This is a genomic window from Gordonia sp. NPDC058843, assembly GCF_042743165.1.
Taxonomy (GTDB): domain Bacteria; phylum Actinomycetota; class Actinomycetes; order Mycobacteriales; family Mycobacteriaceae; genus Gordonia.
This window is the reverse complement of sequence record NZ_JBHYNC010000067.1, coordinates 1-18,650: the sequence shown is the minus strand read 5'-3', so window position 1 is coordinate 18,650 and position 18,650 is coordinate 1. Positions and strand designations below refer to the sequence as shown.

Annotated in this window: 15 protein-coding genes and 1 pseudogene; 5 read left to right on the top strand and 11 right to left on the bottom strand. The window is 67.5% G+C overall.

The genetic code is table 11. The features are described from left to right. Nucleotides 1–178 precede the first annotated feature (178 nt). The 9 genes from ACFW3F_RS24595 to ACFW3F_RS24555 form a co-directional block, all read right to left on the bottom strand. Nucleotides 179–1,465 carry an MFS transporter gene (locus tag ACFW3F_RS24595; protein WP_388062179.1) on the bottom strand — a complete coding sequence of 429 codons (1,287 nt, stop codon included), beginning with the start codon at nucleotides 1,463–1,465 and terminating at the stop codon, nucleotides 179–181. 60 nt (nucleotides 1,466–1,525) lie between these two features. Next, complete coding sequence (locus ACFW3F_RS24590; RefSeq protein ID WP_388062177.1) at nucleotides 1,526–1,999, bottom strand: MarR family winged helix-turn-helix transcriptional regulator; 474 nt, start codon at nucleotides 1,997–1,999, stop codon at nucleotides 1,526–1,528. 99 nt (nucleotides 2,000–2,098) lie between these two features. Further along, nucleotides 2,099–2,728, bottom strand: a complete 630-nt coding sequence (locus tag ACFW3F_RS24585; RefSeq protein ID WP_064569670.1) for a TetR/AcrR family transcriptional regulator — start codon at nucleotides 2,726–2,728, stop codon at nucleotides 2,099–2,101. A gap of 147 nt (nucleotides 2,729–2,875) precedes the next feature. Continuing rightward, nucleotides 2,876–4,405: a long-chain fatty acid--CoA ligase gene (locus ACFW3F_RS24580; RefSeq protein WP_388062174.1), complete on the bottom strand. Its 1,530-nt coding sequence runs from the start codon at nucleotides 4,403–4,405 to the stop codon at nucleotides 2,876–2,878. Between the two features lie 7 nt (nucleotides 4,406–4,412). Next, complete coding sequence (locus tag ACFW3F_RS24575; protein ID WP_388062172.1) at nucleotides 4,413–5,540, bottom strand: DUF5938 domain-containing protein; 1,128 nt, start codon at nucleotides 5,538–5,540, stop codon at nucleotides 4,413–4,415. Nucleotides 5,541–5,624: 84 nt separating this feature from the next. Beyond that, complete coding sequence (locus tag ACFW3F_RS24570; RefSeq protein ID WP_388062170.1) at nucleotides 5,625–6,428, bottom strand: SDR family NAD(P)-dependent oxidoreductase; 804 nt, start codon at nucleotides 6,426–6,428, stop codon at nucleotides 5,625–5,627. Nucleotides 6,429–6,693: 265 nt separating this feature from the next. Further along, nucleotides 6,694–8,784, bottom strand: a complete 2,091-nt coding sequence (locus ACFW3F_RS24565) for a PhoX family protein (protein ID WP_388062168.1) — start codon at nucleotides 8,782–8,784, stop codon at nucleotides 6,694–6,696. Nucleotides 8,785–8,931: 147 nt separating this feature from the next. Continuing rightward, nucleotides 8,932–10,965, bottom strand: coding sequence for a TPM domain-containing protein (locus ACFW3F_RS24560; protein WP_388062166.1), 2,034 nt, complete (start codon nucleotides 10,963–10,965; stop codon nucleotides 8,932–8,934). Between the two features lie 112 nt (nucleotides 10,966–11,077). Continuing rightward, nucleotides 11,078–11,869, bottom strand: coding sequence for an LLM class F420-dependent oxidoreductase (locus tag ACFW3F_RS24555; protein WP_388062164.1), 792 nt, complete (start codon nucleotides 11,867–11,869; stop codon nucleotides 11,078–11,080). Between the two features lie 271 nt (nucleotides 11,870–12,140). Here ACFW3F_RS24555 and ACFW3F_RS24550 point away from each other — a divergent pair, with 271 nt between their 5' ends. Further along, nucleotides 12,141–12,785: a class I SAM-dependent methyltransferase gene (locus tag ACFW3F_RS24550; RefSeq protein WP_388062183.1), complete on the top strand. Its 645-nt coding sequence runs from the start codon at nucleotides 12,141–12,143 to the stop codon at nucleotides 12,783–12,785. A 113-nt stretch (nucleotides 12,786–12,898) separates the two neighbouring features. Continuing rightward, nucleotides 12,899–14,149 carry an esterase/lipase family protein gene (locus ACFW3F_RS24545; protein WP_388062162.1) on the top strand — a complete coding sequence of 417 codons (1,251 nt, stop codon included), beginning with the start codon at nucleotides 12,899–12,901 and terminating at the stop codon, nucleotides 14,147–14,149. Nucleotides 14,150–14,180: 31 nt separating this feature from the next. Here ACFW3F_RS24545 and ACFW3F_RS24540 read toward each other — a convergent pair whose 3' ends face one another. Together ACFW3F_RS24540 and ilvD are read right to left on the bottom strand one after the other, a co-directional pair. Next, complete coding sequence (locus ACFW3F_RS24540) at nucleotides 14,181–14,447, bottom strand: lipopolysaccharide assembly protein LapA domain-containing protein (protein ID WP_388062160.1); 267 nt, start codon at nucleotides 14,445–14,447, stop codon at nucleotides 14,181–14,183. A 100-nt stretch (nucleotides 14,448–14,547) separates the two neighbouring features. Beyond that, on the bottom strand, nucleotides 14,548–16,263 hold the full coding sequence (gene ilvD, locus ACFW3F_RS24535; protein ID WP_388062158.1) for a dihydroxy-acid dehydratase: 1,716 nt from the start codon (nucleotides 16,261–16,263) through the stop codon (nucleotides 14,548–14,550). Nucleotides 16,264–16,444: 181 nt separating this feature from the next. On the opposite strand from ilvD, the pseudogene ACFW3F_RS24530 reads away from it, so the two are divergent. From ACFW3F_RS24530 to ACFW3F_RS24520, 3 genes and pseudogenes are all read left to right on the top strand, one after another. Further along, a pseudogene (locus ACFW3F_RS24530) lies at nucleotides 16,445–17,284 on the top strand (alpha/beta fold hydrolase). Nucleotides 17,285–17,407: 123 nt separating this feature from the next. Next, nucleotides 17,408–18,049 (top strand): hypothetical protein, encoded by a 642-nt coding sequence (locus ACFW3F_RS24525; protein ID WP_388062181.1) that lies wholly within the window; start codon nucleotides 17,408–17,410, stop codon nucleotides 18,047–18,049. Next, nucleotides 17,977–18,561, top strand: a complete 585-nt coding sequence (locus ACFW3F_RS24520) for an alpha/beta fold hydrolase (RefSeq protein ID WP_388062156.1) — start codon at nucleotides 17,977–17,979, stop codon at nucleotides 18,559–18,561. The genes ACFW3F_RS24525 and ACFW3F_RS24520 overlap by 73 nt, the downstream gene beginning before the upstream one ends. Nucleotides 18,562–18,650: the final 89 nt, after the last annotated feature.

Sequence of the window (18,650 nt, the reverse complement as noted above, 5' to 3'; positions counted from 1 at the left end):
TCGCAACGTGTCTCACCAGGCCCTTCGAGGCTCGTCGCTTGCGCTCCTCGCACCTCAGGGACCAGGGGTTATGCGGTTCTTTCGGATTAGGGAGCAGAGATTGAAGCTCGCTCTTCAGGCAGCAGGGTCGGGCTCGCAAGCTCGCTCCTCAGGGAGGAGGTCGGTGGGTGTGCGGGCCTCAGAATTCCTCGGCACCGATGAGGGCTGCGTCGTCGGCGACCTTGCGGTCGTGTGCGACCTTGGCCAGCGAGACCGCGCCGAGTGCGACGACGCAGTAGCCGGTGGCGAACCACCAGGGCGTCGCTTCCGAGCCGGTCCATTTCGCGAGGTAGGCAACGAGGACCGCCGCGATCGCGGCGCCCATCCAACGGAGGAAGCTGAAACCGGCGCTCGACACCGAGCGCGGCGTGTCACCGCCGACCGCCGACATCGCGACGTCGGTGAAGAGCGTGTTGAGCACGCCCGACGGGAAGCCGGAGAGGATGACCGCGAGGCCGATCAGCCAGACCTGTCCGGTGGCGGTACCGATCCCGGCCAGCACCATGACCAGTCCGTATGCCGAGATGGCGACCATGACACCGGCCTTCTCACCGAGTAAGCGGGCCAGTAGCGGTGCCACGAAGACGCCGGCGACCGCGGTGAGCAGACCCCAGCCGAAGAACACCAGTCCCGCGTACATGGGACGCAGACCCATCGCGATGGGCGCCCACGCGATCACCGTGAAGAGTGCGCCGGTGTAGAACGCGGAACCCACGGAGGTGACGAACAGGGTGCGGTTGCGCAGGACCTTGAGTGGGTCGACGATCCGCACCGGCACACGTTCGGACCGTGGGCCGTCGGCGGGGAGCATGAACGCGCACAGGATCGCGCCGGCGAGCATCAGCAGTGCGGTGCCGGCAAAGGGTGCGCGCCAGGTCCATTCGCCCAGCGTGGCGCCGAGCAGAGGGCCGACCGCCAGGCCGATACCCAGCGCGGCCTCATACATCATGATGGCGCTGTTACGGTTGCCGACCGCGGACTGGACGATGAAAGCCAATGCGGTGGCGAGGAACAACGCATTGCCGAGACCCCAGATCACGCGGTAGGCGATGAGCTGGTCGATGTTGTCGGCGAAAGCCGAGATGCCGGCGGCGACGACGATGAGGCCAAGCCCGACGGTCAGCGTTCGTCGAGGCCCGAATCGGTATGCGGCCCAACCGGTCAGCAGCATCGCGACGCACTGGACACCGACATAGACGCCGAACAGGAGCGTGAGCTTCTCCGGCGGGGCGTTCAGGGCCTCGGCGATGCTGTGCAGAATCGGGTCGACGAGGCCGATGCCCATGAAGGCGATGACGGCGGCGAACGCGGTGATCCACACCGCGCGTGGCTGAGCACGGAGCGCGGCGAGCATCGACGGCTCGGCTGCGGAAGTGGACGACCCGGTCGCGACGGTGTCGCTCGGGGTGTGTTCGGTGACGGTCATGGGGTCCTTTGCCAGATCAGACGGGCAGGCCGTCGGCGGCGTCGCGCCGCGGCCGTCCGCTCACACGCTCGTCGCGGGAGCGGCGTGTGATGCCGGGTGGTTGTCGAGCCGGTCGCGCAGCGCCTGGAGAGCCGGCCCTGCCGCGGCGATGGCGTCGCGCTGGTCGTCGCTGAGTTCGGCGAGTGCACCCGTGAGGATGACGTCCCTCTCCTTGCGGATGTGCTCGACCAGGGCGTGTCCGTGGTCGGTCAGGCCGACGAGGACGGCGCGACGGTCGGTCGGGTCGGGGCTGCGCTCGACCAACTCGTGTTTGGTGAGTCCGTCGATCACCGACGTCGCTGTCGGCATGCGGATGGATTCGCGGTCGGCGAACTCACCCATGCGCATCGACCCGTGGTCGGCGAGAACACTCAGGGCTGAGGTCTGCGCGGCCGTCAGCTCGACCGACGGTGCATGCCGGCGAAGTGCCAGGTACAGCCTGGTGATCGTCGGCCGCAAGGTCAGGGCGAGCTGGGCGGGGTCGGAAGCGGACACGTTTAGAGAGTCTAATACTTAGTACTTCGAAGTATTAAGTCGTATGGGTGTGACGCTGCTTACCGATGTGGGCACCGGCGAGAAGTTGACCGTGACGGGTCAGCGGCTGCCGACGACCTCGAAGAAGCCGACGAGGTCGACTCGAGCGCTTGCGACACCCTCGGGCCGGCCGTCGATCTCGCTGAGAAGGCCGCGTTGGAAGATGCCGTCCAGTGCGATGTACGCGACTGCGGGCGTCACCACGGGTTGGGTACCCGACAGCTCGCAGAACCGCTCCACCACGCGCCAGATCATCTCTTCGCGCCGGCTCTCGATCTCGATGACGTCGGAGCGAAAAGAGTCGTCGAACATGCTCTGGTTGCGCAGGTCGTACCAGAGTCGGTGGATGGACGCCTCGGAGTGCATGCCTGCGAAGAACGTGTCGGCGAAGTCGTCGCGCAGTTGCGCGGCATCGGTGGCGTTGGCGACGGCCTCGTCGTAGCGGGTGACGCAGACGGCTTCGTACTGTCGGACCGCGTGGGCGATGAGGTCGAGCTTGTCGGTGAAGTAGTAGTGCAACACGCCGTGCGAGTACTCGGAGTTCTGGGCGATCTCCCGCAGACTCGTCCGTGCGTACCCCAGTTCGGCCAGCGTCGTCAGAGTCGCCATGGCGAGCTCGTCACGCTTCGCCTGGAACTTGTCACGCGAGCGGGCCTCGATACGGGCCTGCCGGTCGACGACCTGCGTCATCTCGCCGTCCTTGCTGGGGGAGTCATTCAGTTGCGAGGTGCCAGTGTACCCACCCCGCCGGACTTGACACTCGTCAAGTCCGGCGGGCGGGGGCTCCGCGCCACTCGGCTCGTCGTGTGACGCGGGTCGGCGACGGGACTGCGTGCGTCAGCCGAATGCGCCGCGAACCTCGTTCTTGAGGATCTTGCCGACCTTGGATCGCGGGAGTTCGGTCCAGATCTCGATCTCCTTCGGGGCCTTGACGCTGCCGATCCGTTCCTTGACGAATGCGATGAGGTCCTCGGTGTCGGCCTCGTGCCCCGCGCGTAACTCCACTGCGGCCGTGACACGTTCGCCCCACTTGGGGTCGGGCAGGCCGATGACGGCCGAGTCCTTGACCGCGGGGTGCGCCAGCAGCGCCTGTTCGACCTCGGCCGAGTAGACGTTGAAGCCGCCCGTGATGATCATGTCCTTGGCGCGGTCGACGACGTAGAGGTATCCGTCGTCGTCGAGATAACCGATGTCCCCGGTGTGATGCCAACCGTGCGCGCTGACCTCGGCCGTAGCCGTGGGGTTCTGGTGATAACCGTCCATCACCAGCGGACCGCGGACGACGATCTCACCCCGGTCCCCTCGACCCAGCAGAGTCCCGTCCTCGCTCATGATCGCCACCGTCGTCAACGGTGTCGGCCGGCCGGCCGAGGTGAACCGCTCGGTCGCCATCGACCCGTCGTCGTGGAAGTGCTCCGCCGGCGCGAGGGTCGCGATCATGTTCGGTGCCTCGGTCTGTCCGAACAGTTGGCCGAGTACCGGTCCGATACGCGTCAGCGCCTCCTCCAGACGGGTGGGGGACATCGGCGCGGCGCCGTACCAGAGACACCGCATCGAGCTCAGGTCCCGAGCGTCGAGATCGGGATGGTCGAGCACCCCGTAGATCACTGTCGGCGGCAGGAACGCGTGGGTGATGCGATGCCGCTCGATCAGTGCCAGGAACTCGCCGATGTCGGGCGCCGGCATGATCACGACCTCACCGCCGAGGCTGAGGATGGGGAACGTCAGCACCCCCGCCGAGTGGGTCAGCGGGGCCAGCGCCAGGTAGCGGGGTCGCTCGCCGAAGGGATAGCTCATCAGCGCCAGAGCGGTCGAGGTCATCATGTTGTCCTCGGTGAGCCGCACACCCTTGGGACGGCCGGTCGTGCCGCCGGTGCCGGCGAGCATGCACAGGCCGCCGTCGGGTCTTCGGCGTTCATCCGGCTCCGCCCGGTGCGCGTCGAGCCAGGCGTCGAACGAAGTTGCCCACCCCACCTCGCCATCCAGGCAGATCAGCCAGTCCAGTTGTGGCAACTGATCTTTGATCTTCTCGACCAGGCCGGCGAACTTCGCCTGGAAGAACAGCAGCCGACATCCGAAGAGGTCGAACAGCTGCCGGTTCTCGTCGGCCTCGTTGCGGGGATTGACCGGACACCACACCGCGCCGGCACGTGCGATGCCGAAGACGCAGGTCAATGCCAGCGGGTCGTTCGCCGACAGGACTGCCACCCGGTCTCCCGCCTCGATCCCATTGTGCTGCAATGCACCTGCGATGGCCGTCGACCGATCCTGGACCTCACCATAGGTCGCGGTGACGCCGCCGGTGGTCAAGCACGGCGCATCGCGCCCCAGCGAGGCACCCTTGTCGAGATACTCCGAGAGTCGCATGTCGTCCTCAGCGGTGGACGGTGACGATCGGGTCCAGTACCAGACCGAAAGCGCGCAGGGTGCCGAGCAATTCGCGGTGTCCGAACGCCTGGCAACTGGAGACGAAGCCGACGCGCCGGGGTCGTGCCTGCAGCAGTTCGTTCGCCGCGTGCGCGTTGAGCAGCGCGGTCTGCTTGTAGTTGGAATTACCGTGGATCACACAGTGCGCCCGGCCGAGCGGCCCCGACGCGTAGACCGAGTCCAGCGAGGTGTTCAGGCGCGGATTCTCCCGCGGCGGCATCTCGCTGCGGATGGCGGCCGACTGCTCGTCGATGATGCGGTACTTCTCCTCTTCGGACTTGCCTTCCATCTGCTCGAGCGCGGCCGCAACGAGAACCGGGACCCCCTGCATCAGTGGGCGATTGAACACGCCGCCGAGCGCCTTGGCGGTGGCCACGCGCGGATCGTTCTTGAACCAGACGGGGTGCGACGTCCCGCCCCAGGGCAGCGCGAGCCCGAGGTCGTGCTGGCCGGGCACACTCACGGTGTACAGGCCTTCGTCCGCGGGCCACTCGACGTATTCGTTCTCCTCGAGGTAGTACGCCTTCGCGAACGCCGCGTTGGTGAGGATCGTGTTGGTCGATGCCACCGTCGGGTGGCCCTTCCAGAACACCTGGATGTCGAGGGTGTCCAGTCCCGGGTTCTCCAGGCAGATGTTCGCCGCGATCTCACCGATCGAGTACATCTGCGCCAGGCCAGGGGTCAACACCAGTTCGCGCGAGGCGAATTCGGTACCGTACTGGGCCTCGGCGTCGATCATCCAGTTCTGCTCGCCGTTGGTGTCGGTGTAGTGGGCCCCGATCTCCAGGCAGGCCTGGACGACCTCATGGCCGTAGCGGGCGAACGGCCCGACCGTGTTCAGGACGACGTCGGCGCCGCGGAAGGCGTCGGTCAGCGCCTCGACCGTGTGCTCGACCTCGACGATGTCGTATGCGACCGTGTCGATGCCGGGCACCGCCTCGACTGCGCTCTTCAGCCGGGCGTGGTCACGGCCCGCCGCCAGGAACGGGATGTTGTACTCGCGTAGGTATTCACAGATCAGTCGGCCGGTGTATCCGGACGCTCCGTAGACGACGACGCGCTTGTCAGTGGGCATGGTGGGACTCCTCGGGTCTGGTCGGATGCTCGATGCGGGTGGTTCGTGGAAAGTGTTGAGGCGAGCGGGCGTCGGCGGGGGTTCCTACATCCCCATGCCGCCGTCGACCGGCAGGCCGGCGCCGGTGATGAACTTCGCGGCGTCGGAGACGAGGAAGACCACGGCGTCGGCCATGTCGTCGACCTGTCCGAGCCGGCCCAGGGGAGTCAGCTCCGCGACCGCCTGGGCAGCTGCCTCCGGGGACTCGAACAGTCCCAGAGCCGCGGTCTCGACGGCGAGCTTGTTGCCCATCGCGGTCGGGGTGAGCGCGGGATAGATCGAGTTGACGCGGACGCCGTACCCCAACTTGCCCGACTCCGCAGCCGCGACGCGGGTCAGGCGATCGATACCCGACTTCGTCGCGGAGTAGACGCTGATTCCCGGGAAAGCGATTGTCGCAGCGACGGAAGCGATGTTCACGACCGCGCCGCCCTTGCCCGCGAGCCCGCCGGGCCGCATCGCGCGGAACGCGTGTTTGATGCCGAGGGCCGTACCCAGCACGTTGACGTCCAGCATCTTCGACGCCTCCCCGGCATCGAGGTCGACTAGGAGGTTCGTCACCTCGATACCCGCGTTGTTCACGACGATGTCCAGGCCGCCGAGCGACTCGACGGTGGCCGCCACGGCGGCTTCCCATGCCGAGTCGTCGGTGACGTCGAGAGCGACGAACTCGGCCTTCGCGCCCTGCGCCCGTAGGGATTCGACAGTCTGTCGACCGCCGTCGGCGTTCACGTCGCCGATCGCGACTGATGCGCCCGCAGCGGCAAGTGCCTCGGCCATCCCGGCCCCGAGGCCCTGCGCGCCGCCGGTGACCAGTGCGGTCCGTCCGGTCAGGTCATAACTCGTCATCGTTGACACCTCCAGTGAGGACCGCCGCGAGCCGTCGGCTTCGGCGGAGAAGTGGGACACAGTCGATACGACCTGTGCTGCACGCCACACTAGGACGATGTCTTGACAGTCGTCAAGAAAAATCTTGACGACTGTCACAACATGGCGGATGTGCCGGACCCGGGCCGGCGGCGGGTTGCGGAAGGGGCAACCGTCCCGGCAGAACAGGGCGCCCCTGACCTCGCCTTGCGGAGAGTTCAGGGGCGCCTCAGCCCGAAAGCCGCTGTCAGACGCCGATTTCGGCGCCACCGTCTCGCCAGACGGCCACCACGGACGGCCGTGGCTGCGAGTTGCCACCATCGGGCCAGTGCGAGGCCGGGTTGTCCGCGGAGTGATCGTCGAGTTCGCCGGGGTGCTGAACGGCGATCAGGATGCGGTTGCTGTCGATGATCGGACCGCAGGTCTCACCGCCCTTGGGGACGGTCAGGAATTGCTTGGTCTCGCCACGCCGATCGCCGTCGAGAGCGACCGCGAACAACCCGTCATTGCTGTCGAGCGCGTTGCCGTCGGTCGAGATCCACAGGTTTCCGTGCGGGTCGAAGGCGACGTTGTCCGGGCAGGAGATGGGGCTGACCTTGGTCTTGTCGAATCCGCCGTAGTAGGTGTCGGCGGCGCCGGGGTCGCCGCACACCAGCAGGAGTTCCCAGGTGAACTCGGTACCGGTGTGATCGTCGGTCATCTCGAGAACCTGGCCGTTCTTGTTCTCGTTACGCGGGTTCGCCGCGTCGGCGGCAGCCTTCCCGTCGGTGCCGCGGTCGTCGTTGTTCGTCAACGCGCAATACACCTTGCCGGTCTTCGGGTTCGGCTCGATGTCCTCGGGGCGGTCCATCTTGGTCGCGCCGACGGTGTCCGCAGCCTGCCTGGTGAACACCGCGACCTCGGCGGGTGACATTCCGGCGATGTAGGAGCGCGCCGAACCGTCGGCGTTGACCGTCAGCAGGGGCTTCCATGATCCCTTGCCGCCGAATTTGCCCGAGGCCGGCAGGTTTCCGGACCCGTCCACCGGCTCTGGGGAGTCTCCGGTGAAGGTGGCGACGTAGAGCGTGCCCTCGTCGAGGATGCCCATGTTGTGCTCGCGTGCCGTCTTCGACAGACCGGACTTCATCTTTCGGCTCGACACGAACTTGTAGATGTATTCGAACCTCTCGTCGTCACCGCTGTAGGCGACCACGGTGTCCTTGTCCGGTCCGCTGCCGACCACGTAGATGTTCGCCGATTCATGTTTGAACCGACCCATCGAACTGTGCTTGACGGGAACAGCTTTCGGATCGTGCGGGTCGACTTCGACGATGTAGCCGAACCGGTTGCCCTCGTTCGGCTCGACGGCGAGGTCGAATCGCTTGTCGAACCGCCCCCAGTGGTGCTCGTCCCCGTCGTCCTCGAAAGAGTAACGCTCGAGCCGCTCCGCCGCCTTCGGGTCGGTGACCGTGCTCGGGTTCCCGAAGTAGTTGTTGAAGTTCTCCTCGCCGGAGAGCATGGTGCCCCACGGGGTCAGACCGCCCGAGCAGTTCGCGAAGGTCCCCAAGACTGTGGTCCCGGCCGGGTCGGCCGTGGTCTTGACGAACTCGCTGCCCGCGGCCGGGCCGGTCAGCCGGAAAGGACTCGATGCGGTGAGACGCTGATTGCGCGGTCCCACAACGGGGGTGAGTGCACCGCTGCCGGACTGTGCGGCGACCTCGACCACCGCGATGCCGACCGACGCCATGGCGATCCGGGCCTGCTGCTCGGTGGGTTCACCGTCCTTGTATCCGGCGAACATGAACGGTTCGGTCGGGTACTCGAGGTTGGCGACCAGGTAGTAGTGGTCGGCGACCCCGTCCACCGGGATGAGCCCGGCGAAGTCGTTGTTGAATCCGAACTGCCCGGCCTGCGCCTCCGGGGTCTGTGCGGCGAAGTCGAACTCGGGAGCGCCGGGCAGGACCGGGTCGCCCCACCTGATGACGACCTCCTGTCGGTACCCGTCCGGAATCACCACGGCATCTTCGGTATTGGGCGCGACAACGTCGAACCGCATGCCGGGCAGGGCGTCTCCGGACGAGGTGCCACTCGGGGAGGCCGAACTCGACGATCCGGAATCCCCGCACGCGGCGAGGAGTGACGTCGCGCCGACGGCCACGGCGGCGCCGGCCGAGGTCTTCAGGACGGTTCGACGCGAGACCGCGGTACGAACGACGTCGCGGAAGTAGGCGTTGTCGCTCGAATTGCCCGGATCGTGGCGACAGGCGTCGCCGCACTTGTAGCGGCAGGTCACGGAGGCGCGAGACGAGCGCCCGGCATCCTCACCGGTGGACATGAACAGCTGCAACGGAATACGCACACGGGCTCCTCTGAAAGCATGGTCGCGCCACGGGGCCGGCGCACGACGAAGAGCACGTTAGGAGGGCGAAGCGAACCGATGGCTACCCGTGTGTGAACGGCAACCCAACACCCCTGTTGGTTCCACGTGGAACATTCGTACGGTGCCTCAGAAGCGGCCGCCCGTGCCGATCCGGCCCGAGGAGCCCGAGCCGCCGAACGATCCGGGGCTACGGCCACCGCTCCCGAAACCACCTCCGCCGAAACCACCTCCGCCGAAGCCGCCCCCGCGCCCCCCGATGGTGCCGCGCAGGAAACTGTCGACGAGGATGCCGCCGAGGACCGCGCCGGCGGTCGAGGCGCCGTTCGGGTGCCGTTGTTGTGAATGCTGCCAGCTCACCACGTCGCCCTGGGCGGCCATCAGAGCCTGATCGGCCAGCGAACCGGCGCGACGAGCCGTCTCGGTCGCCGTCGGTGCATCGGAGGCGGCGGCATCCGTCGCGGACTGCAACAAACGCTGCGCCTCCGCAAGGCGCGTGCGGGCGGTGGATTGAACGGCTCCGCGACGGGTGCCGATGAAGTCCGCGGCAGCGGTCACCTTCGCACCGGCCGATTCGAGAGCTGCCGTCAGGACCTGCGCACGGCGGATGCGCTCGGCGGCGGCGTCACGAGCTGCGGCGAGTGCATCGTCGAGGTCGGCGTCGGCATCGACGAGCGCGGTGAAGGTACCGAGCGGATCGGCGTCGAAGTCGCTGCGCGCGGCCGCGACAGCAGCGGTCGCCACCTCGACGGCGGTCGCCAACCGAGTTCCGTCGGGCTCGGCAACACCGCTCGCCTCGGCCAGTTCGTCCTCGACCTCGGCGATCAGGGCGGGCATCCGGGAACGTGCGGCGGCGATGTTCGCGTCCGCATGGTCGATGGCGTCGAGGAGCACGGTCGCCTGCTCGATCGAACCCTCCGCCGATCGGATCGCGGCGACCGCGGGGCCCTGCTGACCCACCGGCGCGGCGATCGCTGCGCGGCCCTGGTCCGCGGTCGCCTCGGCGAAGTCGATCTGGGAACGGGCGAGTTCGACATTGTCGAGAATGGACGCGAGCGTCGCCTCACCGTGCTTGCCGGCGAGTTCGGTCAGCTGCTGCGACGCCGTCTCCAGGCGGGCGCGCAGACCGATCAGCTGCCTGGTGATCGAGTCGAATCGCGAGTCCGCGTTGATCAGGAGGTTGCGCATCGTGTCGAAGTTCTCGACCTGATCGTCGAGCACGCTGTCGATCTCGGTGCACATGGTGATGATCTGCACCAGTAGCGAGCGGCGCTCGTCGTCGGTCTCGGGGACGTTGTCGTCGAGCCGTTGCCGGAGAGCGAACGCCCGGGCCAGCGACTCTTCGGCCCGACGCACGGTGTCGGTGAACGGTGCGGTCTCGACCTCGCCGAACTCGCCGACCGCCAGTTGCAGCTCTTCCTTACTGGTGCGGATCGCGTTGTCGAGGTCTGTGAGCACTTCGCGCGACCACGGGTCGAGCACCTCGACGGGTTGCGCGGCCAGCTGGTCGACGGTCAGTTCCTGCTCGCGCAGGGTCTCGACACCGTCGGTGATCCGACGTTGCTTCCGTCGGCGTGAATAGAGATACGCGCCCCCGCCGCCGAGGACGACCACTCCGCCGACGACACCGGCGGCGATCGCACCTGTGTGACTCGGATCGAGTGCGCCGGACAGTCCGTTGACCGCTGCCAATCCCGCACCCGCCCAGTTGCCGTCGCGAAGCTGCGGGACGACGTCGTCGTTGGCCACCTGTTCCAGCGTCGACTGGTCCAGGCCGCCGACGCTGTCGGGCGCGAACAACCGGTACGCCCGGTCCTCGGTGGCGACGGCGAGCAGAGCGTCGTGATCCCCCAGCTCACTGGCGACGGCGGTCTGATCTGCCCACTGCTCGCTGGTGAGACCGTCGAAGTCGCGGACGTACACGATCCACATCTGGACCGCGTGGTCGGTGTAGAGCGCGTCGATCGCGGCCTCGAGATCAGTGCGCTGCGCCGGTGTGATCGCGTTGGCGGAGTCGACGACGTAGTTCGGCAGCCTGGTGGGCGGTTCGGCCGATGCCGCGCCAGGCGACGCGAGGGCCGCGATGACTCCCAGCAATCCCACCAGCGCGGCCGCCGAAGCCACGCGTGTCAGCAGTTCCCGAAGTGCCGGCACTCGATGCATGATCACAAACCTAGCCGTGCGGGCAGGTGGTGTCGTCGAGGCCTTCGGTCGAGTGTCGGCATCCGGGCGAGTGTAGGGCGGCGGCCATGGGGAGCCGCCCCAGACGATGCGATCAGTTCCGCGCGTCGCGCCACCGGCACAGCGCCTCGAGGGCGGTGAGGTCGTAGTCGGGACCGGTGACGCCGACGGTCAGCAGCGTGACACCCTCATCGGCGAGCGCGTCCGCATCACGCAGCAGTGCGTCGACGTCCCCATCGAACTGCACACCCGAGGACCGTTCGATGGTCTCGGGGTCGCGACCGACTGCGGCGCAGTGCTCGGCGAGCACCTTCGACTTGTGCCGGTACTGCTCGACATCGTTGAAGCCGTGCCAGACGTCGCCGTGCTCGGCGATGTAGCGCAGGGTCTTCTTCTCGCCGCTGCCACCGATCAGGATCGGGATATCTCGGGTGGGAGCCGGATTGAGCTTGCCCAGACGGGACTTGATCCGCGGCAACGCGGCGCCGAAGTCATTCAAGCGGGAACCGACGGTGCCGAAGTCGTAGCCGTATTCGTCGTAGTCCTTCTCGAACCAGCCGGCACCGACGCCCAGGATCAAGCGCCCGTTGCTGATGTGGTCGACGGTGCGGGCCATGTCGGCGAGCAATTCCGGATTTCGGTAGGAGTTGCAGGTCACGAGCGCGCCGATCTCGACACGGGAGGTCTGCTCGGCCCACGCGCCGAGCATCGTCCAGCACTCGAAATGTTCGCCCTCGGGCGCACCGTACAGCGGATAGAAGTGATCCCAATTGAACGCGATGTCGACGCCCGCGTCCTCGGCGCGTCGAACCGCGTCGCGGATCAACGAGTACTCGGGAGCGTGCTGGGGCTGGAGTTGGACACCGATGCGAATGGGGAATGCCATGCCGACCAGTCTGCCTGTTGTCGGCGGAATCGTCGACGATCGTGACTGCGCGGCCGCTGTCGCCGTACGACGGTGGGGGTGGGGGGAGTCCTCGACCACCTGGCGGATGGGCATGGCCGACCATGCGCGACTCCCGCCGTTCACCTCCCGGCCGACGCGTACTCCCCATCCTCGAGAGAATTGGTGTCGCAGTGCAATACGGGCCTCCGAATTCTTGCCGTATCGGCAACCGTCCTGGCGACTGGCGCCGGCGCGTGCCACTGTCGAGAACATGGCCACCGAGAACCATCGCCCTGACACCGTGACGCAGACCCGACAACCCAACGATCCGGGGACCGCCGAGGGGTGGGATGCCCGCTACAGCAGCGCGGGTCGTCTCTGGACCTCCGACGTCAACCCGGCACTCGTCGCCGAGGTGTCGGACGTCGATCCGGGCAACGCGCTCGACGTCGGGTCAGGCGAGGGTGCCGATGCCCGTTGGCTGGCCGATCGCGGATGGAAGGTGACGGCCCTCGACATCTCGCAGGTCGCCGTCGACCGGGCCCGCGAGATCGACCCACGGCCGTCGATCACGTGGCTGCGAGCCGACGTCATCGCCGATGACGTGCCGGCGACCGACGTTGATCTCGTGACTCTGCACTACTTCCCGATTCCGAAGGCGAATCTGGACGCGGCTCGTCGCCTGGTCGACGCCGTCGGTCCCGGCGGGTCCCTGCTTGTCGTCGCCCACGCCCCCGAAGGCGTGCGAGCGCACGGTTTCGACCCCGAGGCCTACGTCCAGCCCCGGGATTTCGCGGACCTGCTCGGCGACGAATGGGAGATCGTCACCGACGAGACGCGGGAACGTGGAAGGGCAGCAGGGGGCGGTCACCACACCCACGACGTGGTGCTCTGCGCACGACGCCGCGCCGACTGAGATCCGATTGCGTTTGTCCCGACACCGGGGCACAACGCAACCTGATCCGGGCCGGGTGTTGGGCGCGACGCGGGTCATGCCCCAGATTCAGTGCACATCTGTACACTCGGGGCATGACCGCCACGACCACGCGCGAGTCCGAGCTACGGGCACTCACCCACCTCGGCCTCTTCGAAGCCGGGGCAGCAACGCGAGGCGTCGGATCGATGCACCGTGTCATCGCCGGAGGTGTCTTCCGGATGCTTCGGCCGGTGCTGGGGAGTTCGATCGACTCCGCCCGCATGGTGCACGACGCCATCAGCGAGGGCGCGTACAACTCCATCGCCGCGGCGCTCGACGCCGGTCGGTCGGCAGCCGACCATGTGCCCTGGTCCGAGGGCCGCGCACCATCGCACACCCCGCGCGGCGCGGTGCTGCTCGGCATCCTCAACGGCCTCATCGGCGACGAGTTGGCGACCGCGGAGTCGCCGCTGACGGCAGACATGTCCATCCGCGTCGACGGACGTCCGGTCGCACTCGACGCGGACGCGCTACGAGCGTGCTTCCCCGACGCGGGTGGGCACATCGTGGTGTTCCTCCACGGACTGATGGAGTCGGAGTTCGCCTGGTCCCTCGGTGAGGACGAGACCTACGGCGAGAGGCTGACCGGCGACATCGGCGCCACCGAGGTCCAGATCCGCTACAACACCGGCCGCCACATCAGCGAGAACGGCCGCGCCCTGGCCGATCTCCTCGCCGGCCTCGTACTGCTCTGGCCGACCCCGGTGACGCGAGTGACCCTCGTCGGGCATTCGATGGGTGGGCTGGTCGTTCGGAGTGCCTGTCACTCAGCCGATCAGCGAGGCGAGTACTGGACCGGCCTGGTGTCGGAGACGGTGTGCCTGGGCACACCGCATCTCGGCGCGCCCTTGGCCCGCGGAGTCCACCTGGCCACGAATGCCCTGCGGCGGACACCAGTCACGCGACCCATCGGTTCACTGCTGCGTCGTCGGAGTGCCGGTGTCCGAGACCTGTTCCACGGCAGCCTGACCGACGACGACTGGGTGGGCCACGACCCCGACGCGTGGTCGCAGCCGCCCGGAGCCGACGTCCCGCTGCTCAAGGGCGCACGGCACCTCTTCGTCACCGCCACCATCACCCGCGATCCCGACAATCCGCTGGGCCGACTCCTCGGGGACGGCCTGGTGCTCGCCCCCAGTGGGCGCGGGCAGCACACCCGACAGCGTCGCGGGCTGGCGTTCCAGGAAGGCTTCCACATCGGCGGCGCACACCACTTCACCCTGCTGAACAGCGACGCGATCTATGACTGGCTACTGAGCCACCTCACCCCACGAAAGGCGCTGCCGGCCGGGCGATCGTCGTAGGGCGCATCCGGACCGCACGGTGATAGGCGACTCAGTGGGGCCGGCGCTGACGATAGCGGCCGCGTGCGGCGAGGACGCCCACGACCCAGCCGACGACGAAGACCACGGCCAGGATGAACCACAGTGGGGACTCGACGCTCACCCAGAACAACTCGATGCGCACGGTGGTCCGGTTCTGGAGGATGAAGACCACCGCCAGAATCGTCAGACCGAGCGCTATCCACTGCGGCAGAGACACTTTGGACAGCGGGGAACTGGTGCCCGATGCCGGCTTCGGGGTGCCGCGGTCTTTGGTCATGGCTGAGACTGTAGATGCATCCTCCGTACGGCACCGGGGATTGTGCATCGACTACGACACGAAACCGTCGAGGTTTCGTTCCGCGATTCTCGTTCGGACCTCAGCGGCAGACGGCGCCTTGCGACGCCGAGGTGACGAGCTTGGCGTACTTGGCCAACACACCACGCGTGTACCGCGGCGGCAGGGGGGTGAAGTCCTGTGCGCGAGAGGCGAGTTCGTCATCGTCGACGAGGAGGTCGAGGAGACCGCGACCGACGTCGAGCCGGATGCGGTCGCCGTCACGGACCAGCGCGATCGGTCCGCCGTCGACGGCTTCCGGCGCGACGTGGCCGACGCACAGACCCGTGGTGCCGCCCGAGAACCGGCCGTCGGTCATCAGCAGTACGTCCTTGCCGAGTCCGGCGCCCTTGATGGCGCCGGTGATGGCGAGCATCTCGCGCATACCCGGTCCGCCCTTGGGGCCTTCGTATCGGATGACGACGACGTCCCCCGCGGTGATGGTGCCGTCTTCGAGGGCGTCCATGGCGGCGCGCTCCCGATCGAAAACCCTTGCCGTGCCCTCGAAGACGTCGGAGTCGAAGCCGGCGGACTTCACCACCGCACCTTCCGGAGCGAGTGAACCCTTGAGGATGGTGATGCCGCCGGTGGGATGGATGGGCGACTTGGTGGCGCGCAGGACCTGACCGTCCGGATCCGGTGGCGCGATGTGCGCAAGATTCTCCGCGACCGTCGATCCCGTCACGGTCAGGCAGTCGCCGTGCAGGAGCCCCGCGTCGAGGAGTGCCTTCATCACCACCGGCACACCGCCGATGCGGTCGACGTCGGTCATCACGTGCCGGCCGAACGGTTTGACGTCGGCGAGGTGTGGAACCCGGCTGCCGACCCTGATGAAGTCGTCGAGCGACAACTCGACCTCGGCCTCGCTGGCGATGGCGAGGAGATGGAGCACCGCGTTGGTGGAGCCACCGAACGCCATCACCACCGCGATCGCGTTCTCGAAGGCCTCGCGGGTCATGATGTCGCGGGCGGTGATCCCGCGGCGCAGCATCTCGACCACGGCGATCCCGCTCTTCCGCGCGAACTGGTCGCGGCGCTTGTCCGGAGCCGGGGGAGCAGCGCTGCCCGGCAGGGACATCCCGAGTGCCTCGGCGGCGCTGGCCATCGTGTTGGCGGTGTACATGCCGCCACATGCACCCTCACCCGGACAGATGGCGCGTTCGATGGTGTCGACGTCCTCGCGGCTCATCAGTCCGCGCGAGCAGGCGCCCACCGCCTCGAACGCGTCGATGATGGTCACCTGACGTTCTTTGCCGTCCGACAGCGTCGCGTAACCGGGCAGCGTCGAACCGGCGTAGAGAAACACCGAGGCGAGGTCGAGACGGGCGGCCGCCATGAGCATGCCGGGCAGGGACTTGTCGCAACCGGCGAGCAGGACCGAACCGTCGAGCCGCTCGGCGCTCATCACGGTTTCGACGCTGTCGGCGATCACCTCGCGGGAGACCAGCGAGAAGTGCATGCCCTCGTGACCCATCGAGATGCCGTCGGAGACCGAGATGGTGCCGAACTCGAGCGGGTAACCGCCGCCTTCGTGCACGCCCTCCTTCACGGCCTTGGCCAGCCGATCCAGCGACAGGTTGCACGGCGTGATCTCGTTCCACGACGACCCGACACCGATCTGCGGTTTCACCCAGTCGTCGTCGCCCATGCCCACCGCGCGGAGCATGCCGCGGGCGGCGGTCTTCTCCAAGCCGTCCGTGACGTCGCGACTACGCGGCTTGATGTCGATCTCGGCGTCCGGGTCGGTTCGCTTGGTCATGAAAGCAACAGTAATGGTCGACGGGGACGAGTGTTCTCGAGTCCGCGTCCGACAGCCGGCGACGATTCGGTCTACCGACCGTGCGCGGTCAGCACAGAACCTTGCGCTCGTGACCAGATGCGTGGCGGCGGGAGTGGTTAAGGTCCACCTCGACCCCGTTTCTCGTGGAAAGGCCGCCGGCATGAACCCCAGGATCGCGCTCCGAAAACTGGCCGGGCGGGCTGTGCTCGTCTCGACGCTGATGGCCGCGGCCGTCGGCCTGTCCGCGGCGCCCGCCGACGCCCAGCCGTCGAGTCCGACGGTCGTCCTGGTGCACGGGGCGTTCGCCGATTCCTCGGGCTAGCGCGACGTCGCGCAGGATCTGCGGAGCCGTGGACTTGCGGTGCAGACCTTCGACAACCCGCTCCGGTCCCCGGCCTACGACGCCGAGCAACTCGAGAAGAAGCTGGCGACGATCGACGGTCCGATCGTTCTCGTCGGACATTCGTATGGCGGCTTCGTCATCACCAACACCCAGGATCCCGACGTCCGCGCCAACGTCTACATCGCCGCCTTCGCACCCACTACCGGCGAGTTCGTCCAGGGTCTGCTGAACCCGATCACCTACCCCGGCAGCCGGTTGCTGCCGCCCGCGCTTCAGCTGAAGGTCATCGAGAACGACCCGACCGGAGTCGCCGGACGCAATGTCGACGGCTACATCGCCCGCCCGTACTTCCGTGAGATCTTCGCTCAGGACGTGTCACCCGCTGTCGCCGCCGACATGTTCGCGCACCAGAAGTCCGCCGCGTTACGCGCCAACCTCGAGCCGTCGGGACCGCCGTCGTGGGCACGGGTGCCCAGCTGGTACCTCGTCTCGCAGCAGGATCGGGTGATCCCGCCCGCGCTGCAGCGTTTCCTGGCCGGACGGGCCGCTCCCGGGCGCACCGCCGAGGTCAACGCATCTCACGCATCGCTGGTCTCGCGGCCCGACGCGGTCTCGCGCATCGTGCTCCGAGCGGTCGACGCGACGCAGCCGAACTGACGACGCGGCGTGATCGTCTTCGACAGCGCCGATCATGCCGAAGCCGACCGAGTCGATGTGGCACGCACGGTCTTCGATGAGCAGGCCGCTCCCTCCACGGTGACCTTCGCCGGTGAGACGCGGATGGTCGCGGTGATGGAGGCGTGGAGATTCGGTCGCGTCAACCTGTTCTGCGCGTCGATGACGGGCAATCAGCTGACGCGGAGCCGTCGCAACATCCGCTCGGGCCCGGCCGGAAACGTCGCCGTGGCGTGGCAGGAGTTCGGCGTGGCCCGCTTCGAACAGCACGGACGGCGTCGCGAGGTCCGGCCCGGGAATCTGATGCTCGTCGACCTCGACCGTCCCTATGGCTTCAGCTGGCCGGGGTGGGGACGATCGAGGTGTCTCAACGTGCCACTCGATGCGTTGAGCGCAGACCATGACGGGCTCCGACGCGCGGCCGACCGTCTGGGGCACAGCCCGTGTATCCGCCTCTCCGCCGGCACATCAGGGGCCTGTGCATCGGACGTGGACTGGATCTGCAGGAGCTCACTCTCGTCGGGTTCTCCACCGGCGGTGGCGAGGTCACGTGATACATCGGGCGGCACGGCACCGATCGGGTGGCGCAACTCGTTGCCCGACCACGTCTGCGACGACCGCCCGTGCCCACGACGGGCGTGCGCGATGGCCCGGTACCCGTTCCGCCGATCATCATGGGCCACTCCTTCGGAGGCGTGCTCACGCAGTTGCTGCTCGACCGCGGGCTCGGTGCCGCGGCGGTCGTGATCTATTCGGCGCCAACCGAAGGCGCACGCACACAGCCACTCTCACAGGTGCGATCGCTGTTCCCGATCCTCAAACGATTCTCGAACCGCCACAAGGCCGCCGGCTTCACACCCCGGGAGTGGCAGTACGCGTTCACCAACACCCTGAGCGAGGAGGACTCGCGTGCGGTGTACGACCGATATGCGATCCCCGCGCCCGGCTCGTGGGTGTGGGTGTGGAAGTACGGTGTCTTCGCCAACCTCACGCCGGGACATCAGGAGACCTGGGTGGACTACCGGCGCGACGACCGCGCGCCGCTGCTCTTCATCGCCGGCGGGGCAGACCACATCATGCCGCCGGCGGTGAACAGGTCGAACGCCAAGAAGTACCGCCGGTCGAAGGCGGTGACGGACTACCACGAATTCGCCGGACGGTCGCACTGGACCTGTGGTGAGCCCGGGTGGGAACAGGTCGCCGACCACGCGCTCCGGTGGGCCGAGGACCACGCGACGCGAGGGGCGTTGCCTGCGTGACCCTTCGTGGCTCGCTTCGCTCGCACCTCAGTAACTGCGGCCTGGCGGCCGTCGTGGACCACGAAAGACCCCCCTCTGCTCCCTGAGGT

Coding starts and splice junctions, on each gene's coding strand:
- ACFW3F_RS24555 (WP_388062164.1), bottom strand. CDS start 11,869: ATGGCATTCCCCATTCGCATCGGTGTCCAACTCCAGCCCCAGCACGCT.
- ACFW3F_RS24595 (WP_388062179.1), bottom strand. CDS start 1,465: ATGACCGTCACCGAACACACCCCGAGCGACACCGTCGCGACCGGGTCG.
- ACFW3F_RS24525 (WP_388062181.1), top strand. CDS start 17,408: ATGGTCGCGGTGATGGAGGCGTGGAGATTCGGTCGCGTCAACCTGTTC.
- ACFW3F_RS24560 (WP_388062166.1), bottom strand. CDS start 10,965: ATGCATCGAGTGCCGGCACTTCGGGAACTGCTGACACGCGTGGCTTCG.
- ACFW3F_RS24580 (WP_388062174.1), bottom strand. CDS start 4,405: ATGCGACTCTCGGAGTATCTCGACAAGGGTGCCTCGCTGGGGCGCGAT.
- ilvD (WP_388062158.1), bottom strand. CDS start 16,263: ATGACCAAGCGAACCGACCCGGACGCCGAGATCGACATCAAGCCGCGT.
- ACFW3F_RS24550 (WP_388062183.1), top strand. CDS start 12,141: ATGGCCACCGAGAACCATCGCCCTGACACCGTGACGCAGACCCGACAA.
- ACFW3F_RS24540 (WP_388062160.1), bottom strand. CDS start 14,447: ATGACCAAAGACCGCGGCACCCCGAAGCCGGCATCGGGCACCAGTTCC.
- ACFW3F_RS24585 (WP_064569670.1), bottom strand. CDS start 2,728: ATGACGCAGGTCGTCGACCGGCAGGCCCGTATCGAGGCCCGCTCGCGT.
- ACFW3F_RS24545 (WP_388062162.1), top strand. CDS start 12,899: ATGACCGCCACGACCACGCGCGAGTCCGAGCTACGGGCACTCACCCAC.
- ACFW3F_RS24570 (WP_388062170.1), bottom strand. CDS start 6,428: ATGACGAGTTATGACCTGACCGGACGGACCGCACTGGTCACCGGCGGC.
- ACFW3F_RS24520 (WP_388062156.1), top strand. CDS start 17,977: ATGGGCCACTCCTTCGGAGGCGTGCTCACGCAGTTGCTGCTCGACCGC.
- ACFW3F_RS24575 (WP_388062172.1), bottom strand. CDS start 5,540: ATGCCCACTGACAAGCGCGTCGTCGTCTACGGAGCGTCCGGATACACC.